General features: G+C 34.4%; 17 protein-coding genes and 1 tRNA gene. 10 read left to right on the top strand and 8 right to left on the bottom strand.

The window, feature by feature from the left end; genetic code table 11:
- The first annotated feature begins 129 nt into the window (after positions 1 to 129).
- The 4 genes from TZ01_RS03740 (at position 130) to TZ01_RS03725 (ending at position 4,388) form a co-directional block, all read left to right on the top strand.
- Positions 130 to 801 carry an HAD family phosphatase gene (locus tag TZ01_RS03740; RefSeq protein ID WP_048101478.1) on the top strand — a complete coding sequence of 224 codons (672 nt, stop codon included), beginning with the start codon at positions 130 to 132 and terminating at the stop codon, positions 799 to 801.
- Positions 802 to 834: 33 nt separating this feature from the next.
- Positions 835 to 1,536: an MBL fold metallo-hydrolase gene (locus TZ01_RS03735; RefSeq protein WP_048101477.1), complete on the top strand. Its 702-nt coding sequence runs from the start codon at positions 835 to 837 to the stop codon at positions 1,534 to 1,536.
- Between the two features lie 2 nt (positions 1,537 to 1,538).
- A complete protein-coding gene (locus tag TZ01_RS03730) occupies positions 1,539 to 2,594 on the top strand; it encodes an ATP-NAD kinase family protein (protein WP_048101476.1) in 1,056 nt (351 codons plus the stop codon).
- Positions 2,595 to 2,657: 63 nt separating this feature from the next.
- A complete protein-coding gene (locus TZ01_RS03725; protein ID WP_048101475.1) occupies positions 2,658 to 4,388 on the top strand; it encodes a DUF2070 family protein in 1,731 nt (576 codons plus the stop codon).
- Here TZ01_RS03725 and aroC read toward each other — a convergent pair.
- Positions 4,341 to 5,447: a chorismate synthase gene (gene aroC, locus TZ01_RS03720; RefSeq protein WP_048101474.1), complete on the bottom strand. Its 1,107-nt coding sequence runs from the start codon at positions 5,445 to 5,447 to the stop codon at positions 4,341 to 4,343. The two genes, TZ01_RS03725 and aroC, sit on opposite strands and share 48 nt — an antisense overlap.
- Positions 5,448 to 5,508: 61 nt before the next feature.
- On the opposite strand from aroC, the gene TZ01_RS03715 reads away from it, so the two are divergent.
- The 3 genes from TZ01_RS03715 (at position 5,509) to TZ01_RS03705 (ending at position 7,254) form a co-directional block, all read left to right on the top strand.
- Positions 5,509 to 5,581, top strand: a tRNA-Gln gene (locus TZ01_RS03715).
- Positions 5,582 to 5,763: 182 nt separating this feature from the next.
- A complete protein-coding gene (locus tag TZ01_RS03710) occupies positions 5,764 to 6,549 on the top strand; it encodes a 2-oxo acid dehydrogenase subunit E2 (protein WP_048101473.1) in 786 nt (261 codons plus the stop codon).
- Positions 6,550 to 7,254 (top strand): alpha/beta fold hydrolase, encoded by a 705-nt coding sequence (locus TZ01_RS03705; protein ID WP_052656740.1) that lies wholly within the window; start codon positions 6,550 to 6,552, stop codon positions 7,252 to 7,254.
- A gap of 49 nt (positions 7,255 to 7,303) precedes the next feature.
- On the opposite strand, the gene TZ01_RS03700 is transcribed toward TZ01_RS03705, so the two are convergent.
- Together TZ01_RS03700 and TZ01_RS09400 are read right to left on the bottom strand one after the other, a co-directional pair.
- Positions 7,304 to 7,540 carry a biotin/lipoyl-containing protein gene (locus TZ01_RS03700; RefSeq protein ID WP_048101472.1) on the bottom strand — a complete coding sequence of 79 codons (237 nt, stop codon included), beginning with the start codon at positions 7,538 to 7,540 and terminating at the stop codon, positions 7,304 to 7,306.
- Positions 7,537 to 9,561 carry a pyruvate dehydrogenase complex E1 component subunit beta gene (locus TZ01_RS09400; protein WP_197065853.1) on the bottom strand — a complete coding sequence of 675 codons (2,025 nt, stop codon included), beginning with the start codon at positions 9,559 to 9,561 and terminating at the stop codon, positions 7,537 to 7,539. Before TZ01_RS09400 ends, TZ01_RS03700 begins: the two co-directional genes overlap by 4 nt.
- 130 nt (positions 9,562 to 9,691) lie before the next feature.
- On the opposite strand from TZ01_RS09400, the gene TZ01_RS03690 reads away from it, so the two are divergent.
- Positions 9,692 to 10,396, top strand: coding sequence for an SDR family oxidoreductase (locus TZ01_RS03690; RefSeq protein WP_048101471.1), 705 nt, complete (start codon positions 9,692 to 9,694; stop codon positions 10,394 to 10,396).
- A 68-nt stretch (positions 10,397 to 10,464) separates the two neighbouring features.
- Here TZ01_RS03690 and TZ01_RS03685 read toward each other — a convergent pair whose 3' ends face one another.
- Complete coding sequence (locus TZ01_RS03685; RefSeq protein WP_231563414.1) at positions 10,465 to 11,622, bottom strand: pyridoxal phosphate-dependent aminotransferase; 1,158 nt, start codon at positions 11,620 to 11,622, stop codon at positions 10,465 to 10,467.
- A gap of 107 nt (positions 11,623 to 11,729) precedes the next feature.
- On the opposite strand from TZ01_RS03685, the gene TZ01_RS03680 reads away from it, so the two are divergent.
- Positions 11,730 to 12,317: a hypothetical protein gene (locus TZ01_RS03680; protein ID WP_156150298.1), complete on the top strand. Its 588-nt coding sequence runs from the start codon at positions 11,730 to 11,732 to the stop codon at positions 12,315 to 12,317.
- A 36-nt stretch (positions 12,318 to 12,353) separates the two neighbouring features.
- Here TZ01_RS03680 and TZ01_RS03675 read toward each other — a convergent pair whose 3' ends face one another.
- The 3 genes from TZ01_RS03675 to TZ01_RS03665 are packed head-to-tail and all read right to left on the bottom strand — an operon-like array spanning position 12,354 to position 16,799.
- Complete coding sequence (locus tag TZ01_RS03675) at positions 12,354 to 14,186, bottom strand: amino acid permease (RefSeq protein ID WP_048101469.1); 1,833 nt, start codon at positions 14,184 to 14,186, stop codon at positions 12,354 to 12,356.
- A 41-nt stretch (positions 14,187 to 14,227) separates the two neighbouring features.
- On the bottom strand, positions 14,228 to 15,439 hold the full coding sequence (locus TZ01_RS03670) for a (Fe-S)-binding protein (RefSeq protein WP_052656738.1): 1,212 nt from the start codon (positions 15,437 to 15,439) through the stop codon (positions 14,228 to 14,230).
- Complete coding sequence (locus TZ01_RS03665) at positions 15,432 to 16,799, bottom strand: FAD-binding oxidoreductase (RefSeq protein ID WP_048101468.1); 1,368 nt, start codon at positions 16,797 to 16,799, stop codon at positions 15,432 to 15,434. The genes TZ01_RS03670 and TZ01_RS03665 overlap by 8 nt, the downstream gene beginning before the upstream one ends.
- Before the next feature lie 328 nt (positions 16,800 to 17,127).
- Here TZ01_RS03665 and TZ01_RS03660 point away from each other — a divergent pair, with 328 nt between their 5' ends.
- Positions 17,128 to 18,336 (top strand): flavoprotein, encoded by a 1,209-nt coding sequence (locus TZ01_RS03660; RefSeq protein WP_048101467.1) that lies wholly within the window; start codon positions 17,128 to 17,130, stop codon positions 18,334 to 18,336.
- Here TZ01_RS03660 and TZ01_RS03655 read toward each other — a convergent pair.
- Entirely contained in the window at positions 18,326 to 19,030 is a 705-nt protein-coding gene (locus TZ01_RS03655) for an alpha/beta fold hydrolase (RefSeq protein WP_048101466.1), read from the bottom strand. The two genes, TZ01_RS03660 and TZ01_RS03655, sit on opposite strands and share 11 nt — an antisense overlap.
- Position 19,031: the final 1 nt, after the last annotated feature.

The following is a 19,031-nucleotide window of genomic DNA, read 5'->3' as shown; positions in this document are numbered from 1 at the left end:
AGACACATAAAACATAAATGCAATACAATATGCTTATAAATAATTTTGTTTTGGCAAATTTTTTAAATAATATATATTTTATTAAAATTTATATAGAAAAGTCTTAATATATATAAAAAATATTAATTTATGATGGAGATAAAAGAAATGGAAAATGTATATAAAGATATTAAGAAATTAAATGATATTAAATTGATAGTATTTGATATGGATGGTGTGCTGTTAAAGAACAGAAATTCATGGGATGTTTTAATCGATAAAATATCTGGAAATAAAATAAAAAGAGATAAAATGATTTATACTTTTGATTACCTTTACAGGCATAATATACCCGCACATCTTTATAATTCCTTAAGATCTGGAAATATGGCCAGATATCTTAATCTAAATGATATATCGCCCAATCTGCATATGACAATGGAAGAAATAAAGAAAATGGGCATAAAAACTGCAATAGTTTCCGCCGGTGTTCATGAATTTGCAGAGTATCTTGGCACCATGTATGGATTCGATTATGCAATAGGCAATCAAATAGATACTGAGAACATGAAAATTGTCAAAAATGTTGACCCGTTAAAAAAGGATTACAATGTAAGACTTATACAAAAGACATTTGGAATAGATAAGGATGAAACATTATCTGTTGGTGATTCATTCATGGATTTATCAATGAAAAGGGCGTCCAGATATTTTATAGCATTTAACCCCTCAAACGTGGAAATGTTAAAGTATTCTGATTTTTCAGTCAAATCTAATAATTTATTTGAAATTATAAAAACCATTAAATGGAACATCCATTAGAAAAATGTTAATAATCAATCAAAATAATCTGTTATGGATATAAAGGTTATTGGCACGTGGAGTGCAAAAATAGAGAAAAATAGAAAAAATACATCGTTTTTAATTGATGATCATATACTACTTGATTGCGGCCCACACACTGCAGAGTCAATAATAGATAATGGAATCAAACTGGAGAAAATTGATCTTGTATTAATCACGCACATGCATCTGGATCACTTTTCCGGCCTGCCCGATCTTTTATGGCAGAGGGCATTAAGGAATATTGATGGCGATATAACAATCATGGGTCCACGCAATATTGAAAAATCAGTTTTTACTCTTTTGGATATATTTAATTCGCCTGATGATTTTAAAAAACATTTCTTTTTTACAGATAATTATGAAAATATTGAAACTGGGAATGGAATTCATACAGTTGAGGACATTACATACAGAATAAAATCTGATAAAATTTTATTTTATTCAGGGGACACATCATATTCAGAGGATGTGATTACATCAGGCCATGATTCAGATATTTTTATACATGAGGCTACATTTCCGTCAAGACTTTCATCCGAGGCCCCAAAATTTGGGCATTCATCTGTTAAGGACGCAATAAATGCATTTAAAAAAAGTGAATCCAGAATCTTTATGCCAACACATTTATCAGAATTTTCATACAGGGAACTAATTAAAAATAATAATGTTAATATGATAATACCGGAAGAAAACAGTTTATACAGGATTTAAAAATGAAAATAGGATTCTTTGTAAACCCGCTTGCGGGCTATGGTGGTGAGATCAATAATAAGGGCTCAGATAACCTGAAGCTTGAAAGTATTGAAAAATCTTATTCTCTTGGTGTTGCAAGAAAATTTTTATCAAAAATAATTCCGGGTGATTCCTTATTTTATGTTCCCTATGGTTATATGGGGTCATATCTGCTTGATGAATTCTCATATAAATATGAAATAACATATTATCCAGAATATCCATCATCATCTCAGGATACGGTAAATTTTATTAAATCACTTGTAAATCCAGATTTTGTCTGTTTTGTTGGTGGTGACGGAACTGCCCGGGATATCGTTTCATGCGGCACCGGATTTTTATTTATCGGAATACCTGCAGGTGTAAAAATGTACAGTTCTGTATTTTCAATAAACGCTGAACACGCCGCATCACTTTTTAACAGTCTGGTATCATCAAAAAACTATGAAACAACATACGCTGAGGTAAATGACATAACTGAGGAGGATTACAGAAATGGGAAACTTTCAATAAAAAATTATGGTTTAATGAAAATTATAAAATCAGGCGATGTTGTAATTAATTCAAAGGCAGAGTATTCTCAGGGTTCTGCAGGGGATATAGCAGAGTATATAATTGACAATATGGATAACAATACATATTATCTGATAGGTCCTGGAACCACATGTAAGGAAATACTGTTGAACCTTGGAATAAAGACAAACATACTTGGCTTTGATCTTATTTTAAACAGAAGCCTTGTTGCATCGGATATTGATGAGCCGACAATTTATCATTATGTTAGCCAAAAAAGGACTGTTATGATAATATCACCCATTGGTGGCCAGGGCTTTTTGCTTGGCAGGGGGAATAAACAGATATCAGGGCGTGTTTTTGATTTAATTGGATTTGATAATATAATAATTGTTTCCACTGAGGAAAAATTAAATGATATCAAAGACCTTTATATAGACATCAATACCAGTAAAAAACTTCCAGAGTATGTAAGAATTTTAACAGGTTATGGTTATTTCAAGATTAAGAGGCTTGTGCACTGATTATTATAAATTCAAAATAATGTAAAAAATATATTTATATTTAATAAAATAATCCGGTGGTAAATGGAAAGCAATAAGACCCTGGCGGGCATTTCAAGATACATTAAAAAATCACCGAAATGGTACTATTTCATATTTCCAGTACTTTTTATTTATATTATAAATTTTCTTTTAATAAAAAGCATGGTTAATTTTATTTTTTTATCAATAATTCCATTTTTTGTTTTTATTGCCATGGATGTTATAACAATAAGACTGACAAATAAATCATTTAACTCAAGAAGGATAATATATCTGGATTTTATGTCATTTCTTTCAGCATCCCTATTTCTTTGGATTTTCCTTGCACTTAATTCAATAATCGGCCTTAATATTGTATATTTAATAGGCATATCAACATCAATAGCAGTGTTCCTTCGTTTTTTGATTCTATATGTTTATTATCCAGAAAATATGCATTATGCAATTATACTATCTCCAGATTATTCATACTCCATTTTAATATCCTCACTCTTCATATTTTTGAAAACACCGTACCTGCCCATGTTTTTATTTACAGTATCTTTTTCCTCTGCAATATTTCTTTTATTTTCTTATCTATTTATTACATTAACCACAAAAAAATTCACCAGAAAGTACAGTGCAAGTGTTCCAGAAATAATCAATTTTTTCCTTAACAGATCTCAGGATAATAGTGTTGGTGAATCATTTTTTGGGAAAATATATAATAAAAGGGTAAAAATACCAGTTAAAACAGTTGATATAAAGGACTGTGAAAAAAGCAAGGTTATTTTAATATTTCCGTATGTCCATCCCGGCCCATTTGGAAACCTCTGCAGCAGCAATCTTCCTGAAAAATTAAGCCACGAGCTTAACATGGATAACATAATGGTATTTCACACCGCAACAACAAACAGCAATAACTGTGGTGGTGAATCAGATATAAAAAATATTGCCGATGCTGTTAAACAGGGTTTGAAGGATATGCACTATTCGGGCACAGTATCTGAAATGAAAAAGATAAATGTTAATGGTTATGAAATATCAATGCAAAAGTTTGGTAATTATGGGTTCTCAGCAATAATTCCAGAAAGTGAGAAATTCGACGATATCTCACTGGAATCCGGATTAAAATTAATCCGCGCCATGAGGGATTCCGGCATGGATGATTTTGCCCTGATTGACGCACAGAATGATTTTACCAAAAATGCCCCTGAACTTGATAACTGTTCCCAGTTTATCCCGGAAATGAAACGGGCCTTTTCAAAATTGTCTGATGCATATCCTGCAAGAATTGGCTATTCCAGAATATCGGCCAGAATTAGTGGGCTGGCGGCCATGGGTATTCAGGCACTTGCAATGGAGATTAATGGAAAATATAATGCAATAGTACTTACAGATTCCAATAATATAACACATGATATTATGGAGAAATCAAGGAATGAGCTTAGTGATATTGTAGATAACCTTGAAATATACACCACTGACAATCACGTTGTAAATGCAAGCAATCTTGATATAAATCCTCTGGGCCTTAACTGCAATCCTGATGATGTGGTGAATCTAATAAAAACTGCTGTTAAAGATGCAATAAATGATATCTCTGACGTAAAAATCGGAATGAAAACAGTTTATACAACGGTTCATATGGGCCGGGAGGATAGCTTCAAAACCTTAATGGACACTGTATTAGGAGCGTTTAGAATTGCAAAATATTCCATAGGCTTTATCCTGATTGCATCCATATTAATTGCCATCTCCTCTGTTAAATATATCCCATTTCTTTTGAGATGAATCTGACATAATAAGATCAAGTATTGCAAATCCTGTTAATGCCTGAACCACAGGAACAGCCCTTAGGGTTATAAAGGGGTCATGCCTGCCAATCACCTGTATTTCTGATGGCTGGTGTGTTTTTAGATTAACAGTTTCCTGTTTCTTTCTTATTGATGATGTTGGCTTCATAACAACACTAAATTCCAGCGGCATGCCGTTTGTAATCCCACCAAGTATACCACCAGAATTATTTGTTCTGGTCTTTATTTTATCACCGTCGTAATAAAACGTATCATTGGCCTGTGAACCGGACATTGAACCAAGCTTAAAACCGGCACCAAATTCTATGCCCTTTAATCCCGGTATGGAAAACATTAAATGGGCTATTGTGCTCTCCACAGAGTCAAAAAATGGCTCACCTATACCCGGTGGAATATTATATGCAATGGTTTTTATTATTCCACCAAGGCTGTCACCATCCTTTATGATCTCAAGAATTTTGTTATAAAGTTTATCATCAAGATCAGGGTCTGGCATTCTGGTCCTGAAGCTGTATGAATAGTCCTCATCAGATATATTTTCATTTTGAATATTAAATCCGCCTGCAGATTTTATATATGAAACTATGCTTATATTAATATTTTTTAATATATGCATGGCAATGGACCCTGCGGCAACAAGAGGCAGGGTCATTCTTCCGGAAAAAAAACCGCCACCCTCGTAATTTCTGTATTCACCATATTTATAATACATTGTAATATCTGCATGCCCTGGTCTGGGATTGTCCCTAATATAATCATAATGTTTGTTGATATAATCCTCATTTCTAAAAATAAAGCCAAGTGGAGATCCATCAGTATAAAATTCCTTAAGCCCTGAGATAAATTCTATTCTGTCTGATTCCTTCCTCTGTGTTGTTATTGAATTTATCCCGGGCCTTCTACGATCAAGCCATTTATTTATATAATCCATATCAATATTAACACCCGCCGGAAGCCCATCCAGTATGCCACCTATGTAAGGGCCGTGCGATGAGCCAAAAATTGTTAGCTTAAGCCTGTTTCCCGCTGTAAACATTAAAACTGTAATTGGTTTAAGCCTATTAACATTTTTATATTTAATTGTAATACATTTTTAAAGCTCCGTGGTGTAGCGGCCAAGCATTACTGGCTCTGGACCAGTCGACGGCAGTTCGAATCTGCCCGGAGCTATGTTTTTCTGTTAATTAGATTATGGCTACATTTTGATACAGGGTTATTTAAGGAGAAATCAGGACTTTATTAGAGGATAAAAATTCTCTGTAAATAAGGACCCGCTGACATGGCACTATGGCTCATTATGTAAATATTCGTATTAACATAATATATTTAATAGTCATAATAAATAATGTGATATGGATTCCAATTTAAACGATATAAAAAGGCTGGCCGATCAGTATAACATTAATCTGGATTCACTAAACGTGGATAAAAACCTGCTGACCATGGACTATATTAAAAAATATATAGCTGAGAATTTTTATCCCCATGTAATTGAAAGAAAGCCAATTACCGGAATAAGGAAGATGATTGCTGACCATCTTGTTTCCGGTTTAAAAGAATCGGCAATTATATCATTGTATTCAGAAATTTTAATGGATGACTTTATGGCAGCATACAAATCTGCAGGCGTATCCATGAATGTTTTACTAATAAAAATTATCAGTAATACATTAATGCATTATCCATACATGAATTCTGAAATAAAAAATAACAAAATAATTACATACGATAGCCATAATATAGGAATTGCAGTTGATTCAAAAATAGGTTTGATAGTTCCAGTTATTAGGAATGTTAACACAAAGGATATTAAAACACTTGATAATGAATACAGGGAATTAATTGCGAGGGCAAAAAATGGTATAATAAAAGAAATTGATATTACCGGTGGCACATTTACAATAAGCAATCTTGGAAGCCTTGGTGTATCATATTTTATGTCAATACCAAACTGGCCACAGGTTGCAATTTTAAGCATTGGTAGTACAGAGGACAGGCCTGTTGTACTTGATGGGAAGATTGAGATAAGAAAGGTAATGACCGCATCAATTACTGTTGACCACCGTGCAGTTGACGGTGCACCTGCGGCCAGATTCCTATCGGAACTTAAATATAATATTGAGAACTTTAGACCATAAATGCAGTTTGATATCGAAAGACTTGAATTAAAAACAGGATTTGGCGTCATTTCATATCTACATAGAAACGGTCAATTTCCATTAATATTACTGCATGGTCTCGGTGGGATATCCAATAACTGGATAAAACTATTTACAAGACTGGACAGCCGTTTTGAAATTATAGCGCCGGATCTGCTTGGCCATGGGAGATCTGCAAAACCAAAAATTGAATACACGCTGGATTTACAGTGCAGTGTTGTGGATGAAATAATAAAAAATACGGTCAATAAGGAGTTTGCACTGGCAGGCAACTCCTATGGTGGCTGGGTGGCGGCCTATTACTCAATTCATTTTAAATCCCCGGATTATTTGATACTTATTGACTCTGCAGGTATATGCTGTGACGGCATACCAATGGAAGGTATTAATGCATTTCTTGATAAACTTAACAGGCTGGAACCTGGCAACGATCTTGATATAATGAAAAATATATTAATTAATTCCAAAAATTATATGATAAAAGCAGATGACCTAAATAAAATTAAATCAAAAACAATAATTATATGGGGCGATGATGACCCAAGAATAAATATTAAACATGCCAAAATCCTCGAGGAAAATGTCAGTAATGGTAAATTATTTATTATTAAAAACGGGGGACATGTACCAATGATCAATAAACCTGATGCTGTTGCTGAAATTATAAACAAAAATATTTTTTAATATTTAAAAAATATAAAATTTAATGTAACTAAATTTGCCATTAATTTTATCATTCAACATCCATTAATGGGTCCCCTGGGGATATTTCCTGATTCATTTCAGCCATTATCTTTTTAACTGTACCAGTGACAGGTGATGGGACCTCAACGGTAACCTTTGCAGCCATAATCTGGCATACCGGGTCCCCCTCCTTCACAGAATCCCCCTCCTTTACATACCACTGTGTTACCACAGCCTTACCAAGTTCCTCAAAGTTCCATATGGATGGCATTTTTATTAGCGTCACATTATCATCTCTTTCACTGTTTTTATTATTTTTTCGCTGCTTGGAAGTGAGAATGATTCCATATTCCTGCTGTATGGCACGGGTATATCCGGATATGCAATTCTTCTTGGTGCGGTCTTTAAATCCTTGAACCCAAGTTCCGATGCAATGGATATTGCCTCAGAGGTGAGGCCATAACTCTCATAATCCTCATCAACAGCAAGCATATATCCCGTTTTTTTAATGGAATTCAGAATTGTTTCCTTATCAATTGGTTTTACAGTCCTGAGGTCTATTACCTCAGCATCTATTCCATCCTTTTTAAGCTCATCTGCAGCCTCAAGTGCCATATGGACTGTTGATCCAACGGAAACAATTGTAATATCATTACCAGTTTTTACTATTTTTGCCTTTCCAATTGGCACCGTATATTCCTCCTCAGGAACCTCAACAACAGAAGATTGCGGATAGGGCATCCATGGAAGTCCCATAAGACCCTTATGGAACATGTAAATTACAGGATTATCATCCCTTATTGCAGAAATCATTAGCCCCTTGGCATCATAGCTATTGGACGGAACAACCACCTTTAATCCGGGTATATGTGCGAATATTGGGAATAGTGTTTGAGAATGCTGTGCAGCATCACCATATCCACCACCAATTGCCGTTGTAATTACTATTGGCATCTTTACATTCCCACCGGACATGTAATAATTTTTTGCTATATGGTTCATAATTGGGTCAAATGTTACTCCAAGGAAGTCTGTAAACATCAATTCAACTATTGGTCTCTTTCCTGCTGCGGCCAGACCTGATGATGCACCTATAAATGCTGACTCACTTATTGGTGTATCCCTGACACGTTCAGGTCCAAATTTTTTATAAAGTCCGGTTGTGGCACCAAAAATTCCGCCGTATACGCCAACATCCTCACCCATGTAAAGTACCGAGGAATCTTTTTCCATTTCCTGTGATATCCCCTCGGATATTGCCATATACATTGGCAATTTTCTACCCCTGGACTTTGGTTCCTGTTCATAATAGCCAGGAGCATAAACATCAGCCAGTGCATCATTACCATCAGGGTCAGGGCTATCCTCGGCGAATTTAACCGCCTGATCTATTTCCTCAAGTGCAGAATTTTCAAGCCTTTCAATTTCATCCTCTGATGCAAGTTTTTCATTTAATATCTGATCTCTCAGGCGTTTTATTGGATCCTTTGCCATTAAATTTTTAACCTCATCCTTTGGTCTGTATACCTCCGGATCACCCTCAAAATGCCCGTAATACCTGTATGTATCTATGCTTATTAGCGTTGGTCCCTTTCCTGATCTTGCCCTTTCAACAGCCTCCTTGGCAGCGAGGTACATCTGTATAGGGTCATTATCTGGAACATATTTTGATGGCATGTTAAAACCAAGTGCCCTGTCAGAGTCTCTTATTAGTGGTGTTGAATCCTTTACATTTACAGAAATTGCCCACTCGTTATTTTCTATAATGAAAATTACAGGCAGCTTCCATAGGGATGCTAAATTCATTGATTCCATGAACATGCCCTGGTTAAGCGATCCATCACCACCAAAGGCAACAGCCACGTTATCCTTTCCATCAAGTTTGAAACTTAATGCCGCCCCAACAGCAGGAGGGAACGAGGATCCAACTATGCCAGCGCAGGCAAAGTGTTTTTGTGGATCAAATAAATGCATATGTCCGCCCTTTCCATGGCCAAGTCCTGTTTTTTTGCCCATGATTTCCGCAGTCATTTTGTTTAAATCAACACCCTTTGATATTGCAGTGTGATGCGGCCTGTGCGTGCTGTAAACGAAGTCATCATCCCTTAATAAAACGGACATCCATGCTGCGGTTGGTTCCTGACCTGCTGATAAATGCATCTCCCCCGGAATTTTACCTGCTGCTATATTAAATAAAGGTTTTTTATCATTAAGATAAATCTCCCTTATTTTTTCTTCATAATGCCTGCTCTTCACCATTGTATAATAAATTGTTAGCATATCCTCACTTTTTATCCCTTCCTGCAAAAATATCACCATAAATATTATATGAGGTTTTTATATAAACATTATTTAAAATACAAAAGTATTCAAAAAATATAATATTAAATTATTAAAAGCACCATTAAGTTTAACTATTAAGTATAAATATTAAATTATGAAAACAGCTGTAATAGCAGGTACTGGATATCTGGGTGAGGCCACAGCATATGAATTTTTAAAAAATAATTACAATGTGATTATCAATTCAAGAAAGGAGGACCACCTTTTAAATATAAAGAAAAAACTGGAAAAATATGGAAGGATAGATTATATAGCACAGGAGCTTAAGGATGATCAATCATGTAAATCATTATCAGATAAGGTTAAAAATATTTCACAGAATGTTGATGCGCTTGTAATAACCATAGGTGGATATATTGAGGATACTGTTGAGGACCTTTCAGGGATTGATGAAATGTTTAAAAATCATTTAAAAATACCAATGCTTTTGATTAAAAACTTCCTTAATTTACTGACTTCAGGTTCTTCTATAATACTGGTAAGCAATTCGGATGTGGATAATAAGAACAGATCAAATCTGCTATCATACACAGTTATAAAATATGCCCTAAATAAATCAGTTAAAATTATTGCTGCTGAGTTGATTAAAAAGGGTGTAAGAATTAACGCTGTGGCGCCAGAATATATAATTCAGAGCTTCATGCCAGAGGAGGATTACACAAAATTAAGGACCCTTGGAGATCTTGAAACTCCCCCTGAGGATATATCCAAGGTGATATATTTTCTGTGCAGTCCTGATGGGTCATGGGTAAATGGTGCCATAATACCCGTTGATGGTGGCCACAGCCTTATAAACTAAATGAAAGCATTTTTACACTTTAATATTTAAAAATTTATAATATATGTTAACATTTTATTGCAAAAAATTCAATTCTTTGAGTTAAAATATTTTTTTATTCTTGAAATCCCCTCTGTTATAACATCATCGGATGTTGCATATGAAATTCTGAAATGCTTTTCAGCTCCAAATGGCAGTCCTGGTGTTATTATTACATTCTGGTTATTTAAAAGATCCATGGCAAGCTCACTTGATTTTATATCCTTATTATACCCCGGAAATATATAAAATGCGCCTTCAGGTTCATAAACATTTATGCCATCAATCTCCTTTAATAATGATAATGCAAGCATGCGTCTTTTATTAAAAACATTCCTCATCTCTATTACATCATCCTCATCATCTAGTGCATTCAGTGCCGCATACTGGGATACTGATGGCGCACATGTAAGTGTTTGCTGCTGTACCTTATTCGCTGCCTTTATGATATCCTCGGGTGCAACCATATACCCTATGCGCCATCCAGTCATTGCATAACTTTTTGAAAATCCACTTAAGGTAACTGTTTTTTCTTTCATTTCTTTTATTGAACCGGGTGAGAACATCTTCCCCTTGTAAATTAAATCCTCATAAATTTCATCCGATATTAAAAATAAATTATTTTCTAATATAAAGTCAGATAACTGCCTTAATGTCCTCTCTGAATATACCTTTCCCGTTGGATTTACAGGATTATTTAACATAAACGCCTTTGTTTTTGGGGATACCATTTTGCGCATTTTGTCAAAATCAAACTCATAATTTTCATCAGTATCAAATATAAGTGCCTTTCCCTCATTTAATTTTATTATATCTGTGTAGGATACATAATATGGTGCAGGAAGCATGACCTCATCACCGGGGTCTATTATTGTATAAAGGGCAAGGTTTAGTGAGAATTTTGTAGGTGTAACAAGCACATTTTTTGATGAAACATCAATATTATTCTTTTTTTTCATTTTCTCCGCAATTTTCTCCCGGAGTTCGGGGATTCCTGCAGATGGTGTGTAATGTGTTTTTCCCTCACCTGCCATTTTATATGAATAATCAATAATTGATTGCGGTGTCTTAAAATCTGGTTCACCTATACCAAAATTATAAATTTTTTTCCCCTCGGCCTTCAATTCTGCAGCCCTGTTTGACATACTTACAGTTGCCGACTCGTTTATTTTATTTACCCTTGCCGATACCATGGATACAAATGCCAATTTCATTTATAATGTTTTTTTATTTTTTAATTTTTTATGAGTATATAATAAAATTATATTTTCGTATTTATACATAAATTTTTATATCCCTTAATTTATTAATTTATATGAATAGTAAAATAAAGTATACGATAGTCGTAGTGGTCGTCATAATCATCATTGCTGCAGGTGCGTATTACTATATAGCCTCCTCGGAATCACACTTTGGTTTCCCAAGCCAGTCCACAGTAAAAGGCATCACCGGAAATTCATACAATGTTTCAAAGGTAATGTCCCAGGGCCCAGCAAAAAATACAACAAAAACCGAAATAGTTTATTACAATACAACAGGTTCATCTCCATCCACGGCTTTTTATGTTTATGAGGCACAATTTAACAACACATCACTTGCAAAATCTGGTTATAAAACTATTCTTACTGAATTGCCCGCTGGGATCAAGTTTATAATGAAGAATCAAACATACAACGGCTTTGAATACAGTGTTATTAATGCCAGTAATGCCAGCTATTTACATGCTTACCTAGGATTTGGATACAAGAAAAATATGGCATTTTTATTCCTTGCAAATATTAGCCTTGCCAATGTGCTCAAAAAAATTGCATACTCAATTATAGATTCAATGACATCTGTCTTTGGGGGATCATATGGATCCTCAGGGAGTTCTTCAGGATATTTAATGGCTGCAAGATTTTAATTTTTTTTAAATTTTAAAAATTTTAATTTTTTTATTTTATTCAGTGGCCTGGGCACCCGTGTCATCGTCCTTTTTTACAGTTCCAAGCTGTAACAACACCTCCCTCTCAGAGACTGTTCCGGTGCATTTCCCAGAGGCATCTATTATTGCAAGCAATGGCACATTATTTTCCTTCATCAATCTTATTGCATCTGTAATGTTTTCATTCTCACCTATATTCACAACCTTTTCTATTCTAATCTGATTAATTTTACCCTTTTCTATTGCTATCTGTGGCAGCAATAATATGTCTATTAAATAAACTGTACCTATGGGCTTACTCTCATTATTTACAACTATTGAGGCGGGCATATTCTTTGATAGCATTTTTTCCATTGCAGACCTCAATGTATCATTTATATTTACAATCACATCTGTGGCAGGATTTCTGGCCTTTGCAACGGTCATGCTGGTAAGATTCTCTGCAACTATTTTCCCCTCCCTGCCTATATCAGGCATGTATGGTGTTTTTGTAACTATTGCCTTTACCTCAGATAAAATAAATCCAATAACGACCCATGTAAGAAATATTGTTGTATAATATGGAACCGTGGAGTATGCAGAATAAACAAGGACTATTGAACTTATTAATGCACCCACAGAGGCAAGAATAAACTCGCGGTAGTCAATTATATAATTCCATAATTTTCTTTCCATTCTGGATATTAATCTTCTTCCACGCCTGTATCCTATCCTCATCAGTGAGAAGTTGGCGCTTAAATGAATAAAAAGTCCTGCCAGTGAGGCAACTGTGCCAAGGAAGATAAACACTATCTCTGGACTCATATACCTGAACATTAGGGCAGGTATAATCATCATTACAATGCTAACTGTAATAACTGAAACTATTGGGTTATTTTTGACATTTTTTGAGAATATTGATGGAATTGTTCTATCATAGCCCATTCTAAACAATGTCCTGGATGCCGCTGACCCAAATGATAGGAATGCAAGAATCGCATCATTTACCGTTGCTATGGCCACCGCATAATATAAATATATACCATATTTTCCAAAATCATAACGTATTATGTCTATAATTGGCAGCTTATCTGAAAATGGTATGGAGTAATGTGTTTGCAGGACGATGTTTGCAAAGGCATATATAACAACAGTTGCCAGAATGCCGCCGGATAGTATCACTGCTATTACACTCCTTCCTATGACCCTTTTGGCATCCTGGGCCTCACCAGATATTGGTGTTATGGTTCCATAACCTGTTGGTATACCCATGGCGAATAAAATACCGAGAAACAGCCCTGCTGATGTTATTGGATACCTTGAAAATGAGGGTGTATAAAAATTCCCGTGGGTTATGAAAAACGATAGAACTACCATTATGGCCATAAATGAAACCTCAAGTGTAACGGCGTATATTGCATACCTTGATGAGGTTTTAATGCCAATTATTAATAATATTACAGATGGTACAGATATAATAAGGAATGAAAAATAAACCGGTATTCCGAGGATTAATGAAATTACAAAAACTGCACCTGCAAGGTATGCAAGGCCGTATAATATTGAATAAAACATATACATCCAGCCTGTATCAAACCCAACATTGGCTGAAAGGGCCTGAAATGCATATGTGTAATATCCTCCAGATGTGGAAAATCTTTTTGATAACTGGTTAACTGAAAGCCCGTTAATAAGAACAAGCAATGTTCCTATAACCATAACAATTGGTGCATCATAGCCTGCAAGTGTGAATGCAAATGCTCCGTATGTAAGTATACTTAATAATGGGGACATCCCACCAAAGGATAAAAAGAAAATATCCTTGAATGTCAGGTGTCTTTGAAGTTCACCGGAATTTGAGTCATTCATTTAAAATCCATCTCTCTTTGCCTAATAAATTTAATGGATAATTATTTTATGCATTTTACCAGAAAATCTGCCAGATCATTTACATTTCCATTTCTGGATAGTGAATAGGAGCATATGGGGCATGCCGTGATAATATTTTGCGATTTCTCAATGAGCTGGTTATACCTGTTTTTGGAGATGTTCATGGATAGGTCTGGATATAGGAGTTCATCAGGTCCTCCACAGCAGTACGTTAAATTTGAATTTCTCTCAGGCTTTACAGCCTTGGCAACACTGGATATAATATTAATGGCACCATTATATTCCGTATTGCCCTGAAAATGGCATGGGTCATGGAATGCAACTGTTTTTCCTGAATTAGTAAACATTGATTTGTTTAAAAAATCTGTGTAATAATAAACATCAATATTAAAATCTGGTATGTATTTTTTATACTCATATCTTAATATATTATATGTATGCGGGTCAACTGTTATTACTTTTTTATAATTTTTTAAAATGTTGTAAACGCCGGTAATATAATCCTTAAAATCATTTATATATCCATAATCATATAAAAGTGTGCCCGGATACGGCTCATTATATCCAAGCACATCAAATGATATCCCTGATTTGTTTAAAAGCTCCACAATATGTATTAATGTGTTATTTGTCCTGTCAAGCATCCTTTTATCAGGCCTTCCAAATCTCGAAAATACCGGAATCACCGATGCCATAGATATCATAATATGAAATAATTTATTTCCTAATTTTTTTCTCATTCTCTCCATATTTTCAGTATACGGCATGAGCTGGTACATTAAACCTGTATAAAGAAGGGTGTCAGATCTCCCATATTTTATATGGCCTAACCATTCATATGATACCTTTTTTAATGGAACCGGACTTTTATATTTTTTAATATTTTCTATTATTAAATTAACCTCAGGCTTCTGAAGTTTTTTGTATTTTTCAGAGATAATAGCCTTTACTATATCACTAATTTTTCCGGCATCAACCCCTGTTGGACAGACCTGAAGGCATACATGGCAGTCCAGGCATGAATAAAATGTATCTGAAACGTTCAGGCTTAAATCATTTAATGTAATTTCCCTAAAAACATTTAGTCCGGTCTGCGCCCTTCCACGTGCTGTTTTTGCCATGTCATATCCTGAACTTTTATATGTTGGGCATACAGAATCACAGAATCCACAGCTGATACATTTTGAGCTCTCATTTTTTAAATCATTTAAAATTTTTTCAAATTCAGTCAAAGAAATTACCCCTGTTTAAAATATTTTTTGGATCAAACATCTTTTTTAGATTTTTCATTATAATAATTGTTTCATCCTGCTTTTTGTATTTTAACTGTTTTAATAACAAATCTTTTTTAATTCTTCCAATTCCATGCTCACCGCTTATTGATCCACCAAGCCTTACAGCCTCAATGTTTATATCATCCATGGCAAGCAAAACGTTCCTCCAGTTTTCATGGTCATCAGGATTTCCACCAATCTGTGGATGGAGGTTTCCATCCCCAGCGTGCCCGCATGTTGCTATGTATACACCGTATTTTTCCCTTGTTTTGTACACAAAATTTATCATATCCTTTAATTTTGAAAGCGGTACAACAACATCACCATCTATAAATCCGGGGAATAGAATTCCAGGGGCTGTAAAGGCAATTCTTCTAACCTCAAAAATATTGTTGAATTCATCCTTATTTTCAGGAATTATAATTTTGCTTGCATTTTTTTCCATGATCTTTTTTATGTCTTCAAGATAGGATTCATCAAAATCTGTATCTGCTAATACCATGCCACCGCGTGTTTCAGGGTATGAAAATCCTCTAATTTTATTTGCCGCCACTATGCCATAATAGTCACTGAACTCAAGTATGAGCGGATTTAATTTTCTAATGGCCAGTATGGCATCCATTGCATCATTTATATTATCATAAAATCCGGCAATGCGGTAAATTTTTTTGGGCATTGCTATGATTTTTAGCCATGCCTTCTTGACAATACATAATGTCCCCTCGCTTCCAGCAATCAGGTCAATTATGTTAAATCCCCCTCTATTTTTATATATGGCCTCACCGAATGTGGTTTCACTGCCATCTGCAAGAACCACATCCAGTTTTAATATCCAGTCCTTAACCACACCATAGCGTGCACATCTCATACCTCCAGAATTTTCGTTTATGGCGCCACCAACAGTTGAAACACTCACACTCGATGGGTCAGGCGGAAAGAAAAAATTATATTTTTTACACTCCTCATTAACCTCCTGAAGTGTTGCACCAGCATAGGCCTCAACATATCCATCCTCAATTGAAACGTTTATTTTGTTAAGCGGCCTTAAATCCATTATTAATGTATTATCATCAGGCACAACAGCGCCTGTTGGGCTTGATCCACCTCCCCTGGCTATAATATTAATATTAAATTCATTTGCTATCTTTATGACCCTGGAAATATTTTTTTCATCTGTAATTTTTACAACTGCCAGTGGCATGTGTTTTAAAGGGTCTATACTACCGCGCTGGTATATTATCAAATGCTCATTATCGGTAAATACATTTTCCTTTCCAGCAGCATCAATTAATTTTTCAATTAATAATTTATTGTCCATGGCTTCCTAAAAATATATAATATACTATTTTTTAAATTTTTGTACAAAATTATTTTTTGTTAAATATTATAAATATTATTGTATTTATTGCATATCAGGGATTTCACGTTTAAACCATTTCCTTTGAATAAATAATATTATTAATTCAAATTTTCTACGGATATATTTGTATTTAGGTTATTGCGTCAAATTATATATTCAGTAAATTTTTAACCAAAATGCTGCAGGAACGGGCGTTAACCATGATGAATATCAGGGATTACATTCACATAAAAATTTATTTGATTAAAAACGATTAAAAATTTAAACCATGATGAAATATTAAATTATGTCAAAAAATAATGAATCCAGCATCAAAACCACGCTTTCAGGTAAAAAAATCGTCCTTGCAACATCAGCCAGCATAAATATATACAGAATTCCAGATCTAATCAAGAATCTAAGGAACGAGGGTGCTGAGGTGTACTGCGGAATGAGCACAGCATCGGCTGAACTTATTAATCCAGATCTTCTGCAGTGGGCCTCAGGCCATGATGTAATAACCAGAATATCTGGAAATATAGAGCATATAACATTGTTCGATAAAAATACTGTTCTTGTAATAGCACCTGCCACATACAACACCATTGGAAAGATAGCCTCGGGGGTTGCAGATAATATCCCATCACTGTTTTATTCCTATGCAATGGGAAATAAAAATCCCGTTGTAATTGCGCCGGTGATAAATAAAACAATGTTAGAAAATCCGGTGAATAAGGAGAATATTAAAAAATTGAATGACCTTGGTGTGCATATGGTTGATTTTACACCATCAGATGACGACATAAAATTGTGGAGTGATAAGATTATAGATTATATATACCGCGCATTGTATGGTGATAAACTTAATGGAAAGAACATTATGCTTGTATGCGGTAAAAGCGAATCCGCTGTTGATCCTGAAAGGGTAATCACAAATAAGTCTGATACATTAACCGGGTACATGCTTGCCAGATACGCCTTCAGATTTGGTGCAGGAATTATTACATATATAGGAAACTCTGAATATAAATTACCGTCATATGTTCAGTTGATTGAAAAAACAGATATAAAGGATATAATAAGGGAGATAAACACCTTCCTCGGGGTTTATAATTATGATTATGTAATAATATCATCATCATTAAGCGATTTTGACGCTGTTGAGAACAAGACCAAGCTTGACAGTTCTGAACCCCAGACCCTATCATTGAAGCCAAGAAATAAGGAAAGGAATCTTATAAGGAAGCTTGATGCAGGTGTTACAATGGTATTATTTACAACGAAGAATGATAAAACATATAACAGCGAGGCTTTTGAAAAATCCGATCCAGATCTTGTTATTATGACCGGAACAGGTGCATTTACCTCAGGTGATGTTTCAGGTGATTACACATTTATATACGGTGAACATAAAGATGAGATAAAATCAATTACAAAAGAAGAACTTGCCATAAATATATATAATTACCTTGAAAATAAAATCAGGAGAAATCAAAAAATGGATTTTAAAATTTAAGTGTATTGTTTATAATTTCGGCAATTTTATCCGGCCTAATATACTGCGGTGTATGCCCTGCACCATCAATAATATATAATTTGCTGTTTTTTATCCTTTCATTCATCATTTTTCCGTATTTAATATCAAGTGTTTTATCCTCAGACCCCCAGATTATAACAGTATTGCAATTAATCTCCATAAGATCATTATCTGTAAGCTTTTCCGTAGAATTCTTATTTATTTCCATTATATTTATTAGTGCATTCTCATTTTTATAATTATGAGTTCTCACAATATTTTTAATTATATCCTTATACGTATCAGGATATTCCTCACTTAATGTCGGGGATATTCCTGCCGAGTCTATTAAAATTAAATTTTCCGGATTTTTTAAAATGGCAATTTTTAAGGCAATCCAGCCCCCATATGAATGACCAACAATTGAGAATTTATCATATTTTTGAGAATTTATGAATTCAATAATTGCATCTGCCATATTTTTAACTGTATACTGTATATCAGGTTTATCAGAGTGTCCGTGGCCAAGCAGATCAATATAGAATGGCATTATTTTTTTATTAATGTATTCATCTGTTTTTAGCCACACATTTCCAGTACTGCCAAATCCATGCAGGAAATATACTGGATATTCGCCGTCCCTGGTTAAATATGATATTTTACCAAATGTTGAATCAAAATACTTTCTTTCCATT

It is taken from the genome of Acidiplasma sp. MBA-1, assembly GCF_000949015.1.
Taxonomy (GTDB): Archaea; Thermoplasmatota; Thermoplasmata; order Thermoplasmatales; family Thermoplasmataceae; genus Acidiplasma; species Acidiplasma aeolicum.
The sequence above is the reverse complement of the archived record's forward strand: the minus strand, read 5'-3'. Positions and strand labels throughout refer to the sequence as shown.

Bases quoted from the DNA above. Each gene is read 5' to 3' on its own strand.
- TZ01_RS03660 (WP_048101467.1), top strand. From the start codon at position 17,128: ATGTCAAAAAATAATGAATCCAGCATCAAAACCACGCTTTCAGGTAAA.
- TZ01_RS03730 (WP_048101476.1), top strand. From the start codon at position 1,539: ATGAAAATAGGATTCTTTGTAAACCCGCTTGCGGGCTATGGTGGTGAG.
- TZ01_RS03710 (WP_048101473.1), top strand. From the start codon at position 5,764: ATGGATTCCAATTTAAACGATATAAAAAGGCTGGCCGATCAGTATAAC.
- TZ01_RS03665 (WP_048101468.1), bottom strand. From the start codon at position 16,799: ATGGACAATAAATTATTAATTGAAAAATTAATTGATGCTGCTGGAAAG.
- TZ01_RS03655 (WP_048101466.1), bottom strand. From the start codon at position 19,030: ATGGAAAGAAAGTATTTTGATTCAACATTTGGTAAAATATCATATTTA.
- TZ01_RS03680 (WP_156150298.1), top strand. From the start codon at position 11,730: ATGAATAGTAAAATAAAGTATACGATAGTCGTAGTGGTCGTCATAATC.
- TZ01_RS03705 (WP_052656740.1), top strand. From the start codon at position 6,550: ATGCAGTTTGATATCGAAAGACTTGAATTAAAAACAGGATTTGGCGTC.
- aroC (WP_048101474.1), bottom strand. From the start codon at position 5,447: ATGTTTACAGCGGGAAACAGGCTTAAGCTAACAATTTTTGGCTCATCG.
- TZ01_RS03735 (WP_048101477.1), top strand. From the start codon at position 835: ATGGATATAAAGGTTATTGGCACGTGGAGTGCAAAAATAGAGAAAAAT.
- TZ01_RS03675 (WP_048101469.1), bottom strand. From the start codon at position 14,186: ATGAATGACTCAAATTCCGGTGAACTTCAAAGACACCTGACATTCAAG.
- TZ01_RS03740 (WP_048101478.1), top strand. From the start codon at position 130: ATGATGGAGATAAAAGAAATGGAAAATGTATATAAAGATATTAAGAAA.
- TZ01_RS03725 (WP_048101475.1), top strand. From the start codon at position 2,658: ATGGAAAGCAATAAGACCCTGGCGGGCATTTCAAGATACATTAAAAAA.
- TZ01_RS03690 (WP_048101471.1), top strand. From the start codon at position 9,692: ATGAAAACAGCTGTAATAGCAGGTACTGGATATCTGGGTGAGGCCACA.